Source organism: Roseobacter cerffii (assembly GCF_054226325.1).
Map to the genome: position 1 here is coordinate 2,030,555 of NZ_CM135757.1, position 13,858 is coordinate 2,044,412.

At 63.3% G+C, this 13,858-nt stretch carries 15 protein-coding genes; 5 read left to right on the forward strand and 10 right to left on the reverse strand.

Going from position 1 to position 13,858, the window contains the following annotated elements:
- Positions 1-145: 145 nt before the first annotated feature.
- The 4 genes from ACVC7O_RS09755 to purB form a co-directional block, all read right to left on the reverse strand.
- Complete coding sequence (locus tag ACVC7O_RS09755; protein ID WP_458326067.1) at positions 146-1,210, reverse strand: flagellar motor switch protein FliG; 1,065 nt, start codon at positions 1,208-1,210, stop codon at positions 146-148.
- A gap of 105 nt (positions 1,211-1,315) precedes the next feature.
- Positions 1,316-1,837: a tetratricopeptide repeat protein gene (locus tag ACVC7O_RS09760; protein ID WP_458325893.1), complete on the reverse strand. Its 522-nt coding sequence runs from the start codon at positions 1,835-1,837 to the stop codon at positions 1,316-1,318.
- A 93-nt stretch (positions 1,838-1,930) separates the two neighbouring features.
- On the reverse strand, positions 1,931-2,092 hold the full coding sequence (locus ACVC7O_RS09765; RefSeq protein WP_458325894.1) for a carbohydrate-binding module family 14 protein: 162 nt from the start codon (positions 2,090-2,092) through the stop codon (positions 1,931-1,933).
- Positions 2,093-2,188: 96 nt separating this feature from the next.
- Entirely contained in the window at positions 2,189-3,493 is a 1,305-nt protein-coding gene (purB, locus tag ACVC7O_RS09770) for an adenylosuccinate lyase (protein ID WP_458325895.1), read from the reverse strand.
- 103 nt (positions 3,494-3,596) lie between these two features.
- On the opposite strand from purB, the gene ACVC7O_RS09775 reads away from it, so the two are divergent.
- Both ACVC7O_RS09775 and ACVC7O_RS09780 read left to right on the forward strand, forming a co-directional pair.
- Positions 3,597-4,007 carry a DUF6314 family protein gene (locus ACVC7O_RS09775; RefSeq protein ID WP_458325896.1) on the forward strand — a complete coding sequence of 137 codons (411 nt, stop codon included), beginning with the start codon at positions 3,597-3,599 and terminating at the stop codon, positions 4,005-4,007.
- Between the two features lie 74 nt (positions 4,008-4,081).
- Positions 4,082-4,687: a biotin transporter BioY gene (locus ACVC7O_RS09780; RefSeq protein WP_458325897.1), complete on the forward strand. Its 606-nt coding sequence runs from the start codon at positions 4,082-4,084 to the stop codon at positions 4,685-4,687.
- A 120-nt stretch (positions 4,688-4,807) separates the two neighbouring features.
- On the opposite strand, the gene ACVC7O_RS09785 is transcribed toward ACVC7O_RS09780, so the two are convergent.
- A complete protein-coding gene (locus tag ACVC7O_RS09785; RefSeq protein ID WP_458325898.1) occupies positions 4,808-6,043 on the reverse strand; it encodes a bifunctional alpha/beta hydrolase/OsmC family protein in 1,236 nt (411 codons plus the stop codon).
- Positions 6,044-6,382: 339 nt separating this feature from the next.
- On the opposite strand from ACVC7O_RS09785, the gene ACVC7O_RS09790 reads away from it, so the two are divergent.
- A complete protein-coding gene (locus ACVC7O_RS09790; protein ID WP_458325899.1) occupies positions 6,383-7,183 on the forward strand; it encodes a penicillin-binding transpeptidase domain-containing protein in 801 nt (266 codons plus the stop codon).
- Between the two features lie 150 nt (positions 7,184-7,333).
- Complete coding sequence (locus ACVC7O_RS09795) at positions 7,334-7,828, forward strand: ClbS/DfsB family four-helix bundle protein (protein WP_458325900.1); 495 nt, start codon at positions 7,334-7,336, stop codon at positions 7,826-7,828.
- Positions 7,829-7,837: 9 nt separating this feature from the next.
- On the opposite strand, the gene dddP is transcribed toward ACVC7O_RS09795, so the two are convergent.
- Positions 7,838-9,178, reverse strand: coding sequence for a dimethylsulfonioproprionate lyase DddP (gene dddP / locus ACVC7O_RS09800; protein ID WP_458325901.1), 1,341 nt, complete (start codon positions 9,176-9,178; stop codon positions 7,838-7,840).
- 128 nt (positions 9,179-9,306) lie between these two features.
- Between dddP and ACVC7O_RS09805 the strand changes: the two genes are divergently transcribed.
- Positions 9,307-10,041, forward strand: a complete 735-nt coding sequence (locus ACVC7O_RS09805) for a heme-dependent oxidative N-demethylase family protein (protein WP_458325902.1) — start codon at positions 9,307-9,309, stop codon at positions 10,039-10,041.
- A gap of 17 nt (positions 10,042-10,058) precedes the next feature.
- Here ACVC7O_RS09805 and ACVC7O_RS09810 read toward each other — a convergent pair whose 3' ends face one another.
- The 4 genes from ACVC7O_RS09810 to ACVC7O_RS09825 form a co-directional block, all read right to left on the reverse strand.
- The gene (locus ACVC7O_RS09810) at positions 10,059-10,502 is read right to left on the reverse strand and encodes a glyoxalase superfamily protein (protein WP_458325903.1); all 444 of its coding nucleotides are present in this window, start codon (positions 10,500-10,502) and stop codon (positions 10,059-10,061) included.
- Between the two features lie 185 nt (positions 10,503-10,687).
- Positions 10,688-11,611: an alpha/beta hydrolase gene (locus ACVC7O_RS09815; RefSeq protein WP_458325904.1), complete on the reverse strand. Its 924-nt coding sequence runs from the start codon at positions 11,609-11,611 to the stop codon at positions 10,688-10,690.
- Between the two features lie 336 nt (positions 11,612-11,947).
- The gene (gene glnA, locus ACVC7O_RS09820) at positions 11,948-13,351 is read right to left on the reverse strand and encodes a type I glutamate--ammonia ligase (protein ID WP_458325905.1); all 1,404 of its coding nucleotides are present in this window, start codon (positions 13,349-13,351) and stop codon (positions 11,948-11,950) included.
- Positions 13,352-13,393: 42 nt separating this feature from the next.
- Positions 13,394-13,732, reverse strand: coding sequence for a P-II family nitrogen regulator (locus ACVC7O_RS09825; RefSeq protein ID WP_263843478.1), 339 nt, complete (start codon positions 13,730-13,732; stop codon positions 13,394-13,396).
- Positions 13,733-13,858: the final 126 nt, after the last annotated feature.

A 13,858-nucleotide genomic window follows, 5' to 3' on the forward strand; every position in this document is an offset into this window, starting at 1 on the left:
GTTGCACAACAGTCCGGTTGCGGAGGCTGCTTTCAGATAGATAGCACTGCGAGGTCCGCCAGAGAGGCTAGGCGCGGAGCCATCGGCTCCGCATAGGTATGGCGTGCGAGATAAATGCGATCCTGTGTGGAGCCGACGCGCTGCCCTAGTCTTCGTCGCCGTCCTGAACAACAAGCAGAAGGTCGCCAGCGGCTTCCATCTCGCGGATCTTCGTGACGATCTCTGCTGTGGCCTCTTCGTACTCCGCCGCCTTGACCTTCTCGCGCTCGCCGACTTCCTCGCGCAGCTGATCCGCCATCCGCCCCGACATGTTCTCGAGGATGAAATCGGCGCTCTCCTGCATGCCTGCGGCTTCGGCGCCCGCCAGCGCGGTGATGAGCAGGTCCTGCTCCAGCTCGCGGATGACCCGCGGAATGTCGCGCGGTGCGATCCGCTTGGGGATGTTTGCGAAGGTGAAAATCGCCTTGCGCACCAGATCGGCAAATCCCGCGTCCGTCTCGTCCAGCCCTTCCAGCACATCGTCACGGGTGACGGAGGCGGTTGAGTTGAGGATCGCGCCGACACGCTCCACCGGACCATCATCAAAGGCCTTCAACGGTTCGGCATCGAGCTGCGCCGCCAGCGACAGACCGATCCGGTCCACCGCATCGGGGGTGACGGCGCTGGTCTGTGAGACCGCATAGGTGATGCGGCGCGCCTTGGGCCCCGGCAGCTTGCCCAGAAGCTCGGCCGCGCGCGGCACATCGATCTTGGAGAGCAGCACGGCGGCCACTTCGATGCTCTCATTCTCAAGCACCGGCAGAAGCTTTTCGCTGCTCATGTCGCGCAGCCGGGCCCAGGGGTCGCCGTATTGGCGCACACCGGCTTCCTTGCGCAGGCGCGCTGCTGTCTGCTTGGATATCCGCCCATCCAGCGAGTCCAGCGCGCCTGCGATCCCACCAGGGAAAGACAATCCGATACTGTCGAGTTCATCCGCAAATTCCGCCACCACGCTCGATAGGGTGGTGCGGTCGACCAGGCGCATCGCGCCCATCTGCTTGGTCAGCTGTGCCTGCAGGTCCTCTGGCAGTTCCTCAAGCGGGATATCCGCGCCCTCGTTCAACAACAGCCGGACCACGATGGCCGCCTTGGCCTTCCGGCTGAGATTTGACGGGGTCTGAGGTTGCGCATCCGTCCCCGGCAGGGCCGGGAACGGGGCCATCGGAACCATGTCTGTCATGTTTACTCACCTGTCTTTGGTCTTGTTTTGTTCTGCCAGACAATGGTTAAAGATTGACTGAGAACAAACCAAAAACACGATGAGTCGGGCGCGCAATCAGTAGTTGTAGGTTGTGCCCGTGGCGATGGCGTTTTGCAGCGACGCTTCGGACCAGGTGCCCGCACCGCCGTTGGCACGGATTGCGCGCAGCTGTTCGACCGCGCCCACCATGTCACCCGCGGCGACAAGACCCTGGCCCATGTAAGACCGCGCCAGGATGTTGCGGGGGTTTTCGGCGATGGCCTGTTCATAGAACATGTTGGCGAGCTCGAGATTGCCAAGCTTGCGGTGCGTAAAGCCCATGTAGGTCAGGCGGCCCATGTGGTCTTCGGGCAGCGCCTGGGTCAGCGTCTGGGCATCATCGTAGCGGCCCGCATAGGCCAGTTGCCGCACGGTGAGATAAATCTCTTCGGTCTTGAGGCTGCTTTCCTGCGCATTCACGCAGCTTTTGGTCTTCTTGTCATAGACCTTGGCGCCTTCGCAGCTCACCGCAGGTTTGGGGGGCGGGGCGTCATTGTCACCGCCATTGGCAAAGGCGACGGTGGGGATCAAAAGGGCTGCACTGAATAGAATACGCATGAATGCTCCTTGCTTTGCATTAAACCTAATACGGGGAATACAGAGCAGCCGATGCGTTTATGCGATCACGAGCGCGTGATCGCATAATTTTTTTCAGGTCGTGGTCGCGACGCAGGAATTGGTTGTGCTGTCATAGACTGTGCCAGCGGCGCAGGACATGGTTACTTCCTGCTTGCCATAATTACAGCCAGTGGCGAATGCCAGCGCCGGTACAAAGGTGAGGGCCACCGCGGCGGCCAAGGTCTTGATCGTCATTGCGGGTCTCCTTCTTGTGATGCACTCCAAGGTAGCAGCGCATGACCTTGGGTCAACAAAAAGCACGCTGGTGGCAGGCTCGGTCGGGGCGACTGCCTAGTCCTTGAACACCCGGGCAAAGATCGTATCGACATGTTTCGTGTGATAGCCGAGATCAAACTTCTCTTCGATCTCCGCGGGGCTGAGCGCCGCTGTCACATCCGGGTCGGCGAGCAATTCCTCTTTGAAATCCGTGCGATGCTCCCAGACCTTGAGCGCGTTGCGCTGCACGAAGGTATAGGCATCCTCGCGGCTCACACCGGCCTGGGTCAGGGCCAGGAGCACGCGCTGGCTCATCACCAGACCCGGGAATTTGTTCATGTTCTCCAGCATGTTGTCGGGGAAGATCAGCATCTTGTCGATCACACCGGTCAGCCGGGCAAGCGCGAAATCGAGCGTGATGGTCGCATCTGGCCCGATCATCCGCTCGACCGAGCTGTGCGAGATGTCGCGCTCGTGCCAGAGCGCCACGTTTTCCATCGCCGGAACCACGGCGGAGCGGACCATGCGGGCCAAGCCGGTGAGGTTTTCGGTCAGCACCGGGTTTTTCTTATGCGGCATGGCCGAGGAGCCCTTTTGCCCCATGGAGAAGAACTCCGCGCCTTCCAGCACCTCGGTGCGCTGCATGTGGCGGATTTCCGTTGCGATGTTCTCGATGGAACTGGCCACGACACCGAGGGCGGCGAAGAAGGCTGCGTGCCGGTCGCGCGGTATGACCTGGGTGGAGATCGGCTCCGGTTCCAGCCCCATCTGTGTGCAAACATGATCTTCAACCGCCGGGTCGATGTTGGCGAAGGTGCCGACCGCACCAGAGATGGCGCCGGTGGCAATCTCGTAGCGGGCCTTTTCAAGGCGGTTCAGGTTGCGATCCATCTCGGCATAGAAGCGCGCGAAGGTCAGGCCCATGGTTGTGGGTTCGGCGTGGATGCCATGGCTGCGCCCGATGCGCACGGTGTCCTTATGCTCATAGGCGCGACGCTTCAGGGCGGCGAGCAGGGCCTTGGTGTCGTCGATCAGGATGTCAGCGGCGCGGGTCAGCTGAACGTTGAAGCACGTATCCAGCACGTCCGAGGATGTCATGCCCTGATGCACAAAGCGGGCTTCCTCGCTGCCCACATGTTCGGCCAGATGGGTCAGGAAGGCGATCACGTCATGCTTGGTCACGGCCTCGATCTCGTCGATGCGGGCCACGTCAAACTCAACGTCCTTGGCTTTCCAGACGGCCTCGGCATTCTCGCGCGGGATCACGCCCAGATCGGCCATTGCGTCACAGGCATGGGCCTCGATCTCGAACCAGATGCGGAACTTCGTCTCCGGCGACCAGATGGCAACCATGTCGGGGCGGGAGTAGCGGGGGATCATCAGCGCACCTTTTCGCATTTGTATCGGCTTGGCTGCGCTCATAGACTGCGCGGGTTAGAGCTACAAGGCGGGAGCCCGGTGAATTATGTGCGAGACGGGCCGCATGACAGATGAGACGCTGCGCCGCTTGGACGACTTCGAAGGGGCATGGCATTTGGAGCGGCAGATCCGCCATGGAGCAGGCGCACAGGCCCGGTTTCGCGGTCGGGCCGTTTGGACACCTGTTGCGGACGGGCTGAGCTATCGTGAGACGGGGGTTTTGCAGATGCCCGGCCAGGCACCGATGCAGGCGGAGCGCCGGTATCTGTGGCGCGACGGTCTGGCAGTCTATTTTGACGATGGCCGGTTCTTTCATCAGGTGCCTGCCGAGGGCGGGACGGCGCGGCACTGGTGTGATCCGGACAGCTATGTGGTGCAGTATGACTTTTCGGATTGGCCCGTGTTTTCAACGGCCTGGGAGGTCAGCGGGCCGAAGAAGGCTTACGTGATGACCAGCCGGTATCAGCGCTGTTAGCGCAACAGGGCTTGAACCGGGCGCGGCGCTGCGGCATTGAAGGGCCAAGACAGTCCAAAAGGAGACAGACCCTCATGCAACTGACCGCCTCTCATTCTGTTCTGGCAGATCATCTTGGCCCAAGGGCAGGCACCGCGCGGCGCATCAAGCAGGCGGTTCTCGTTGTCCTGGGCATCGCGCTCCTGACGGTTGCGGCCAACATCAAGGTGCCCGTGCCGGGTTCGCCGGTGTTGATGAACATGGGCACCTTTGCGGTGCTGACGATTGGGGCCGCCTATGGCGCGCGCCTCGGGCTGACGACGATCCTGGGCTACATGATCGTGGGCGCGCTGGGATATGACGTGTTCCAGAGCTCGACTGCGGATCTCAACGGCATCGAGTACATGATGGGCGGCACGGGCGGCTATCTGGTTGGCTACGTGATGGCGACGGTGCTGTTGGGCGCGCTGGCGCAGCGCGGCTGGGACCGGTCGATGGTGTGGATGGCGGTTGCAATGCTGCTGGGCAACATCCTGCTCTATGTGCCGGGTCTGTTGTGGCTGGGGCAGCTTTATGGCTGGGACAAGCCGATCCTCGAATGGGGTCTGACCCCCTTCCTGCTGGGCGATGCGATCAAGCTGGCGCTGGCGGCGCTGATCCTCCCGGCGATCTGGAAGCTGGTGGGCAGCGCGCGCAGCTAGCCCACTGACATATAAGTTAAAATGCGAGGCGCGACCCGATGGGCCGCGCCTCATTCCTTTTCCAGGGACCTGTTGGGGGCGTGAGCCCCGGAGCCCAATGTCGCGGCGGCTTTGAGGCGTCTAGACGGTTGCCGGGACACCGTCCTCGACCAGTTCGGTGATCACAGTCGAGCTGCGCTCGAGCGTGCGGTGCACAGGACATTTGTCGGCGATTTCAAGTAGCCGGGCGCGCTGTTCGCCGTTAAGCGGGCCGGTGAGAGTGATCCGGCGTTTCCAGGTGTCGATCTTCTCGCCGACGGCGGTTTCGGCGTCCTGCGCGTGGACCTTGTTGTGGCTCACATCGACCGAGACATGGGTGAGCGGCCAGCCCTTGCGGCGGGCGTACATGCGCAGGGTCATCGAGGTGCAGGCGCCGAGGCCCGCGGAGAGAAAACCGTATGGACTCAACCCCTTATTGGTCCCGCCATAGGCCAGGGGTTCGTCAGCCAGCAGGTGGTGACCGTCCGAGGAGGTGATGTCGGTGAGGTAGCCATCGGGGTCGGCCTCGGAGACGCGCAGCACGCCTTCGGGCGCACCGGGCGGCGGTGCGGGCGGGGCGAGGGCAATATAGCGGCGCGCCCAGGTGGCGATCACGTCGGCGGCGTATTCGGCATCCTCGGCGCGGGTGACCAGATGGTCGGCGCTGTCGAGGGTCACGAAGCTCTTGGGATGCTTGGCGGCGAGGAAAATCTCGCCCGCATTGTCGATCGAGACGATCTCGTCGCGGGGGGCGTGCAGCACCAGCAGAGCTGCGTGCAGGGCGCCGATGGCAGGGGCGAGCGCCTCTTCAGTCACATCCTCGACAAAGCGCTTGCCGATGCGGAACGGGCGCCCGCCGAGCGAGACCTCGGCGACGCCGGTCTCGTTGATCTCGTCCAGCGCATCGGCGAAATTGTGGGTGACATGACCGGGATCAAAGGGCGCGCCAATGGTGGCCACAGCCTTGATATTGCTGAGTTTTGCGCCCGCCTTTAGCACGGCGGCACCGCCCAGAGAATGGCCGATCATGAGCGCAGGCGCCATGCCGCGCTTGGTCAGATAGGTGTTGGCGGCCAGCAGGTCATCCACATTGGAGGTGAAGGAGGTGTTGGCGAACTCACCCTTGGAATGGCCAAGGCCGGTGAAATCGAACCGCAGCACCGCGATCCCCATGGAGGACAGACGGGCGGCGATCCGGCGGGCGGCGGGGATGTCCTTGCCGCAGGTGAAGCAATGAGCAAAGAGCGCTGTCGCCAGATGCGGGCCGTCGGGCAGATCCAGCCGTGCGGCAAGCTCCGAGCCATCGTGGCCGGGGAAGGTGATCCGTTCTGTGGGCATGGCAGCGCTCCTTTATGGCCTCCAGAGTGGGGCGGGCGGGCGACCCATGCAAGAGGTGTGACAGGAGGATCACGGGGAGGTGACGGATTGCGCGTCGGAGAGGGCAAAACACCGACGTTTTGGAGGCAGTTGCCGCAGAGGACGGATGCGCCATGAAAACAAGGGATCTGCGGGCTCTGTATCACGTCGGTAAAACGTCGGTATCACGTCGGTGCGCAGCGCACGGGGCGGAAAGCTGCCGGTAAGGTTTTGGCGCCCCCGAAACCGCTTTCACGCCGCCTGCGGGCGACGTAAGCCGGAGCTCTCACGAGCAATCAAAAATACAGGAGACATGAGGCAATGACCCTATGGAAATGGGTGGCTATCTGTGCGCTGCTTGCAGGCAGGCTGGCGGCGCAACCCACTGATATCGCAGACTATGTGACCGAAGCAGGCGGTGAGACGACCAGCACCGTGATGGTGGTGCAGCGACTGTCGGACGGGCATCTGTGGAGCAGCAACCCGGCGCGTGCGGCGGAGCGATTCCAGCCCGCCTCCACCTCGAAGATCCCGCACACGCTGATCGCGCTGGAGACCGGCTTTGCCGCGCCCCAGACGGTGTTCACCTGGGATGGTAAAGAGCGGTTCATCGAGTCCTGGAACCAGGATCAGACGCTGACCCGCGCGTTCCAGCGCTCGGCCGTCTGGGTCTATCAGAGCATCACGCGGCAGCTGGGCGGCGCGGTCATGACCGATTGGCTGACGGCGTTTGAGTATGGCAACGCGGACATCGGTGGATCGGGGGACCTGGAGACCTATTGGCTGCGCGGGCCGCTGGCGATCAGCGCCGAGGAGCAGATCGGCTTTCTGGCGCGGCTGGCGCGCGGTGAGTTGCCGCTGTCGGAGCAGACCTATGGGCAGGCGCGCGAGATCATGAGGGCCGAGCAGCAGGGCGACGCGACGCTTTACGCCAAGACCGGGTACAACCTGCGCCGGGGTAAAGAGGACCTGGGCTGGTACGTGGGCTGGATCGAGACCGGCGCGGAAACCTATGTCTTTGCGCTGAACATGGACCTGCCTGGGTTCGATGCAGCGCCCGAGCGGCAGCGCCTGGCCCGCCATGTGCTTGACCGGCTGGAGCTGTTTCCGACAACCGAGTAGGGCGCCCGAGAAACATTGGACCGCGGGCAATGGGGAGATCGCCCGCGGTCCCCAAGGCTGACGGTGAGCGCCTTGGCGGCCCGGGGTTGATACAGGTCAACGACCCGCCGCGCTGAAACGCGTCTGGTGGCGCCAAAGGAAAGGTTTCCCATGGCCGACACCTCAAAATCCGAGTTGCTTGCGATCACCGAAAAGGACTTTGCAAAGCTCAGGACACTGATCGGCTCGATCACCGCCGAGACCGCGCTGCGCAAGCGCGAGGAGGACACGTCGATCAAGGATGTCATCGCGCATCGGGCACATTGGATCACGCTGTTCCTGGGCTGGTATGCGGATGGGCGCGCGGGCAAGACGGTACATTTCCCGGCAGAAGGCTACAAGTGGAACCAGCTGAAGCAGTACAACGCCGATTTGCGCCAGCGCCAGGCGCATCTGGACTGGCCCGGGGCGGTGGCCTTGCTGGAAGAGCAGCACCGCGCGCTTGTCGATTTCATCGAGGCGCGCTCGGAGGCAGAGCTCTATGGCGGGCCGATGCAGGGCGCGCGCAATGCCTGGACGCCGGGCCGGTGGGCGGAAGCGGCGGGGCCCAGCCATTATCGTTCGGCGGCGAAGTACCTGCGCGCCTGTCTCAGGGCCGATGGCTGATCTGGCGGCTCAGGCGCCCATCAGCGCCGCATCAAAGGGATAGCGGGTGAGGTTTTCATAGCCATCCTCGGTGATCAGCACCTGATCTTCGAGCTTGATCGAGAAATCACCGCCCACTTCGCCCACCAGCACCTCGACACAGAGGGTCATGCCCGGTTCCAGCGGATAGTCATAAGCCCCGGGCACCGCCTTGTCGGGGTAGGCGACCATGGGCCATTCGTCACAGAGGCCCACGCCATGCATGAGGCAGCTGTATTTCTGCTGCTGGTATTTGGCGTCGAGCACATGGGTGTTGGCGGTCAGTTCCGGGATGGTCACGCCGGGCTTCAGCATCTGCATGTTGGTCTGGATATGCTCGACGCTGTGCTGCATCGCATAGATCATGTCGGGGCGCGGTTTTTCATCGCCGATCCACCAGCTGCGCGAGATGTCGGTGCAAATGCCGTAGGCGCCCACAAGGTCGGTGTCGAAGGAGATGATCTCGTTTTTCTGGCAGACGCGGGGGCCGCATTCCTGGAACCAGGGGTTGGTGCGGGGGCCGGAGGCGAGCAGGCGGGTTTCGATCCACTCGCCGCCGCGCTTGATGTTTTCGGCGTGCAGCACGGCCCAGATGTCATCCTCGCAGGTTGTGCCGTCGCCGACGTTGGCGCGGGCGAAGTCCTCCATCGCGTACATCGCCGCTTCGCAGGCGTGCACGGCGCAGCGCATGGCCAGGATTTCATCGGGGCCTTTCACGGCGCGGGACTTCTCGGTCACCTCTTCGCCGTCCATCACTTCGAGCCCCAGCGCCTCGAGGCTGCGCAGCCCGTGCACCATGATCTTGTCCACGGCGAGGCGGGTATGCCCGGGGGCGTGAGTGTCAATCAGGTCGCGCACTTCGGCGGCGAAAACATCCGCCTGGGTATGGGTGCGGTCGCCGGTGGCGAAGTAGAACATCGACGCGCCTGAGCGTTGTTCTTGTACCAGCGGGTTGAATTTCGACAGGAAGGGCGAGTTCTTGTAGTCCCACATCACCATGTAGCCATCGGCGCAGAGCAGCACCGCGCGGAAGGGGTTGTGGGTGTTCCAGAGCTGCATGTTGGTGCTGTCGGTGGCGTAGCGGATGTTGAGCGGGTCGAACATGAGCAGACCACCATAGCCACGCTCGACGACATGCCGGGTGAGCCGCGCGTGGCGGTGGGCGCGCATCGCGGGCAGGTCGGGCAAGGCGAGGCCCGCCGCCTCCCATTCGGCGAAGGCGAGCTGGGTCGGGCCGATCTCGATGCGGTTTTGATCGTTGGGCGTGCCATCGCCCAGAAGCGAGCCGCGGGTCGGGTCGATCTTGCGGGTCTCGCTGAAGTGCTGGTTCATCGCGGGTCATCCTGTCGCTGCCGTATGGTCAGATTGCGCGCGATTCGCCGCGCGCGGATGCTTGTCTGCGACATGGGCGCGGGTCGTTTTTTGCGGACGGGGCCGGGATTGGCGGCTAAGGCTTTGCCATGGTTGAGATTTTGCAGAAGGCGATTCCCGACGACATGCGGCAGGCGCGGGGTTTGCCGGGGGTGCAGCCGCTGGCGGAGCCGTGGCTGCGGGTGGATGACGCCTATGCCACGCAGATGGCACACCGCCGCGCGCTGATTGCCGACCGCCGGGCGGAGGTCTATTGGCAGGACGCCGAGGCAGAGGCGGCGGCAGCGGAGGTCCTGGCAGAGGCGCTGGGGCTGTTGCCGGGATTGGGGTTCGAGGTCGCGGGGCGGGAGTGCCGGTGCCCCGATGGGTTGGTGGTTGATCTGGAGGCGGATGCGCCGCTGGTGGTGCTGGGCCATCTGGTGCAGGAGGATATCTGCCTGATGGCGAAGCGCGGGTCGGAGCATGTGCTTGTCGCGGCCTGTCTGTGTTTCCCGGCGAGCTGGCGGCTGAGCGAGAAGGTGGGGCGGCCGCTGGTGGGTATTCACGCGCCCGTCGAGGAGTACGACGAGGGCGTCGCGCGGCGGGTGCAGCGGCTCTTTGACGGGGTGCAGGTGGGGCGCCCGCTCTGGCGGTTCAACCGACTGTGGTACGACGATCCGGAGTTGTTCCAGCCGCGCTCGGCCATGGCGCCGCGACGGATTGCATCCGGGGCTGCGGAAGCGCCCTATCAGCGCGCGGAACGGCAGTGCATCACGCGTATGCCGCAGAGCGGGGCGGTGGTGTTTTCGATCCACACCTATGTGGTGAGACTCGGGCGCCCCTGAAGGCGGCGCCCGGAAGATCAGCTGCGCGCCCAGTGGTCGTGCAGCACCATCTGCGGCACGCCGTCCGAGGTTTTCTGCGGGCTGCGGCCCCGCGCATCGAGCGTGCAGCTGATCTGGCGTCGCAGGCAGGAAAACTGCTCGGAGCGGGCCACATCCACGGCCTCGTCAAGCCGCAGTGTCAGCCGCCAATGGGTGCTGCCGCGCTGTTGTGCTGCCTTGACGACCGCACGGAAGGGGTGCCCGAGATAGCGGCCCGTGACCCGCTGGCCGATCTGCCACGCGGGCGTCGGGGTGTCGCCTGCACGGGCGCAAAGGGTGTTCCAGTCGCGCGCGCCCCATTGGTGGGCGACGGCCTCGAGCGCGGCGGCATGCGTGAGCGTATGCCCGGCCTCGGCCAGTTTGGCCCGCAACCGCCGGGCCTGGGCCTTCAGCGCGTCGCGGGAGGGAAGTGCGATGTCCATCATCATCTCCATCAGGTCGCGGGACGGTCAGGGTGTTCGCATTGCCAGGCCGAGTAGCGACCTCTTGAGATCGACGGTCAGGACAGATGTCCGTGGCTTCACCAGATGCGAACGGCAGGTGCACGGGACCTGGCGGGGCGTTTACGCGCCGTTTCGCATTCTGGCAAGAGGTTTTTCGCGGATGCTCAGCTGATCAGCGCGAGGTCTTCCTCGCCCACATCCTGCCGGGTGGCGAGGCTGCCGGGGGCTTTGCCTGCAAAGGTCTGGGCGAGGTCCGAATAGAAGGCGCTGCTGTCGAACCACCAGCGGTGCGAGCGGGCCTTGCCGCGTTTGCCCGGCGGCACGTCGCGCAGGTATTGCGGGGTGGCGTTCACATCGATGTGGGTCTTTTCGGTGATCGTGGGCAGCCCGTCGCGGCCCACGCGTTTGCGGAAGCCGTCGGTGAAGGCCGAGATTGGCAGGACGCGGTCGCCTTCGCTGTAGTAATTGGTGAAGCGGCGCGCGCGGTGGGCGAGCAGCAGCGCGCCCCAGGCGCCCTTGCCGAGCCAGTTGCGCGCCACATCGCCCGACAGGAACGCCACCTCATTGGCGCGCCAGGTGCCGGCGCCGGGCCCGGCGGCATCGTCGAAGTTGGAAAAGCCGCGCAGGATCACATAGGCGCCCATGGAATGTGCGAGCAGGTTGATCTTGGGCCGCGGCGACATCGCAAGCAGCGGCAGCAGCCCGTCGCGCACGAGGAACTGAGCGGTGTCCTTCACGCGGTTGCGGTCCTGATCGTAAGAGAAGACCTTGCCATCGCTGGGCCAGTCATAGCCGATGACGGCGCCGCGATAGCCCTGGGCGCGCAGGCCCTTCTTGACCTTGTCGAGGCGGCGCAGCATGTCGATCTGGTCGGTGTTGAAGCCGTGCACGTAGATGGTGATCTCGTTCGAGCTGGCCTCCTGTTTCACCGCGCGCAGCCAGTCGGACTGGTTGATGGCGCCGCCGATCCAGCGGCCCTTGCTGTCGGGGCCCTTGGTGATCTGGACAAAACGGGTCAGCGCCGCGGGGTTGTTGGTGAATTTCTTCTTGGCGGCATTGTAGGTGCGGCGGGTGAAAAACAGCGTCATGAAAATGTCTCCGGCAAAATGCATCGTTGAAATGCGGCGATCATGCACCAAAAACGGGAAAACGCAAAATGTTGGGTGATTGATCTGTCATCCGGCGGAGCGCGCCCCGTCCGGCGAGGCCGGACGGGGCGCGCGTTCTCTTCTATTCGACGCCCGCGAGGCGCGGGCGTGCGCCGGCGGCGGGCGGGGTGCGATGTGGTGAGGGTTGGGGGGCTGAGAGGCATGAAAAAAGGCGCGGAAGGTGTCCGCGCCTTTTCGCATTTGATCCACCGGGCCGGCCGCAAGTTTTTTGCAAAAACTCGCTTTCCCGGCTCAGTTGCTAGAGGCCCTTGGCCTCTAGCAACTGTAATACATCCCGAACTCAACTGGGTGGGGGGTGTGCTCGTAAGTTTCGATCTCTTCCATCTTGAGTTCGATGTAGCCTTCGATCTGGTCCTTGGTGAAGACGTCTCCGGCGAGCAGGAAGTCCATATCCGCTTCCAGCTCTTCGACGGCCTCGCGCAAGGAGCCGCAGACGGTCGGGATGCCTTCGAGCTCTTCGGCGGGCAGATCGTAGAGGTTCTTGTCCATCGCCTCGCCCGGGTCGATCTTGTTCTTGATGCCGTCGAGACCGGCCATCAGGAGGGCTGCGAAGCAGAGGTAGGGGTTCGCCGAGGGATCGGGGAAGCGGGCCTCGACGCGCTTGGCTTTCGGGCTTTCGGTCCACGGGATCCGCACGCAGCCCGAGCGGTTGCGGGCGGAGTAGGCGCGCAGAACCGGGGCCTCAAAGCCCGGGATCAGGCGCTTGTAGGAGTTGGTGGAGGGGTTGGTGAAGGCGTTCAGCGCCTTGGCGTGCTTGAGGATGCCGCCGATGTACCACAACGCCTCGTCCGAGAGGTCGGCGTATTTGTCGCCCGCAAAGAGCGGCTTGCCGTCCTTCCAGATCGACATGTTGCAGTGCATGCCGGTGCCGTTGTCGCCGTAGATCGGCTTGGGCATGAAGGTGGCGGATTTGCCATAGGCGTGCGCCACGTTGTGAATCACGTATTTGTACTTCTGCAGCTCATCGGCCTGTTTGGTCAGGCTGTCGAAGATCAGGCCCAGCTCGTGCTGGCAGGAGGCCACTTCGTGGTGGTGCTTGTCGACCTTCATGCCGAGGCGCTTCATGGTCGAGAGCATTTCGGAGCGCAGGTCCTGGCTCTCGTCGGTGGGGTTCACCGGGAAGTAACCGCCCTTGACGCCTGGGCGGTGGCCCATGTTGCCCATCTCGTAATCGGTGTCGGTGTTCCAGGATGCGTCAATCGCATCAACTTCATAGGACACCTTGTTGATTTCGTTCGAGAACTTGACGTTGTCGAAGAGGAAGAATTCCGCCTCGGGGCCGAAGTAGGCCACGTCGCCAATGCCCGAGGATTTCAGGTAGGCCTCGGCCTTTTCGGCGGTCGAGCGCGGGTCGCGTTCGTAGGATTCGCCGGTGTCGGGCTCGACGATGGAGCAGTGCAGACACACGGTTTTTTCGGCGTAAAAGGGATCGACATAGGCGCTGTCCACATCGGGCATCAGCTTCATGTCGGAGGCTTCGATGGATTTCCAACCGGCGATGGAGGAGCCGTCGAACATGAAGCCTTCCTCAAGGAAATCCTCGTCCACCTGGTCGGACATCACTGTCACGTGCTGCAGCTTGCCGCGCGGGTCCGTGAAGCGGATGTCGACGTAGGCCACGTCCTCATCCTTGATCATCTTAAGCAGTTCAGAGCTCATTCTCGTATATCCCTCTTGGTTGGAATGATGTGTTGTGCGCGCTCAGAGCGCGTCGGAACCGGTTTCGCCGGTGCGGATGCGGATCGACTGCTCCACCGGTGTCACGAAGATCTTGCCATCGCCGATCTTCTCGGTCTTGGCGGCGCCGACGATGGCGTCGATGGCCGCATCGACCATATCATCGTCAAGCACGATCTCGATTTTCACCTTGGGCAGGAAATCAACCACATATTCCGCGCCGCGATAGAGTTCGGTGTGACCTTTCTGGCGGCCGAACCCTTTGACTTCGATCACGGAGAGGCCCTGGACACCGACTTCCTGCAAGGCCTCTTTGACTTCGTCGAGTTTGAACGGTTTGATCACCGCTTCGATCTTCTTCATGGGGGCCTCCCTCGCCGTGGTTCTTCAGGGTTCAGATCATTTCGCACTGGTGCGGTCCATGGATCGGCGTAAACTGCTTTTGGTCCGCTGCAAATTTGGCAAACATGCGCTCAATTTGCAGGCAAA

Coding starts and splice junctions, on each gene's coding strand:
- dddP (WP_458325901.1), bottom strand. CDS start 9,178: ATGAACCAGCACTTCAGCGAGACCCGCAAGATCGACCCGACCCGCGGC.
- purB (WP_458325895.1), bottom strand. CDS start 3,493: ATGATCCCCCGCTACTCCCGCCCCGACATGGTTGCCATCTGGTCGCCG.
- ACVC7O_RS09760 (WP_458325893.1), bottom strand. CDS start 1,837: ATGCGTATTCTATTCAGTGCAGCCCTTTTGATCCCCACCGTCGCCTTT.
- ACVC7O_RS09795 (WP_458325900.1), top strand. CDS start 7,334: ATGGCCGACACCTCAAAATCCGAGTTGCTTGCGATCACCGAAAAGGAC.
- ACVC7O_RS09815 (WP_458325904.1), bottom strand. CDS start 11,611: ATGACGCTGTTTTTCACCCGCCGCACCTACAATGCCGCCAAGAAGAAA.
- ACVC7O_RS09755 (WP_458326067.1), bottom strand. CDS start 1,210: ATGGTTCCGATGGCCCCGTTCCCGGCCCTGCCGGGGACGGATGCGCAA.
- glnA (WP_458325905.1), bottom strand. CDS start 13,351: ATGAGCTCTGAACTGCTTAAGATGATCAAGGATGAGGACGTGGCCTAC.
- ACVC7O_RS09805 (WP_458325902.1), top strand. CDS start 9,307: ATGGTTGAGATTTTGCAGAAGGCGATTCCCGACGACATGCGGCAGGCG.
- ACVC7O_RS09765 (WP_458325894.1), bottom strand. CDS start 2,092: ATGACGATCAAGACCTTGGCCGCCGCGGTGGCCCTCACCTTTGTACCG.
- ACVC7O_RS09780 (WP_458325897.1), top strand. CDS start 4,082: ATGCAACTGACCGCCTCTCATTCTGTTCTGGCAGATCATCTTGGCCCA.
- ACVC7O_RS09775 (WP_458325896.1), top strand. CDS start 3,597: ATGACAGATGAGACGCTGCGCCGCTTGGACGACTTCGAAGGGGCATGG.
- ACVC7O_RS09790 (WP_458325899.1), top strand. CDS start 6,383: ATGACCCTATGGAAATGGGTGGCTATCTGTGCGCTGCTTGCAGGCAGG.
- ACVC7O_RS09810 (WP_458325903.1), bottom strand. CDS start 10,502: ATGGACATCGCACTTCCCTCCCGCGACGCGCTGAAGGCCCAGGCCCGG.
- ACVC7O_RS09785 (WP_458325898.1), bottom strand. CDS start 6,043: ATGCCCACAGAACGGATCACCTTCCCCGGCCACGATGGCTCGGAGCTT.
- ACVC7O_RS09825 (WP_263843478.1), bottom strand. CDS start 13,732: ATGAAGAAGATCGAAGCGGTGATCAAACCGTTCAAACTCGACGAAGTC.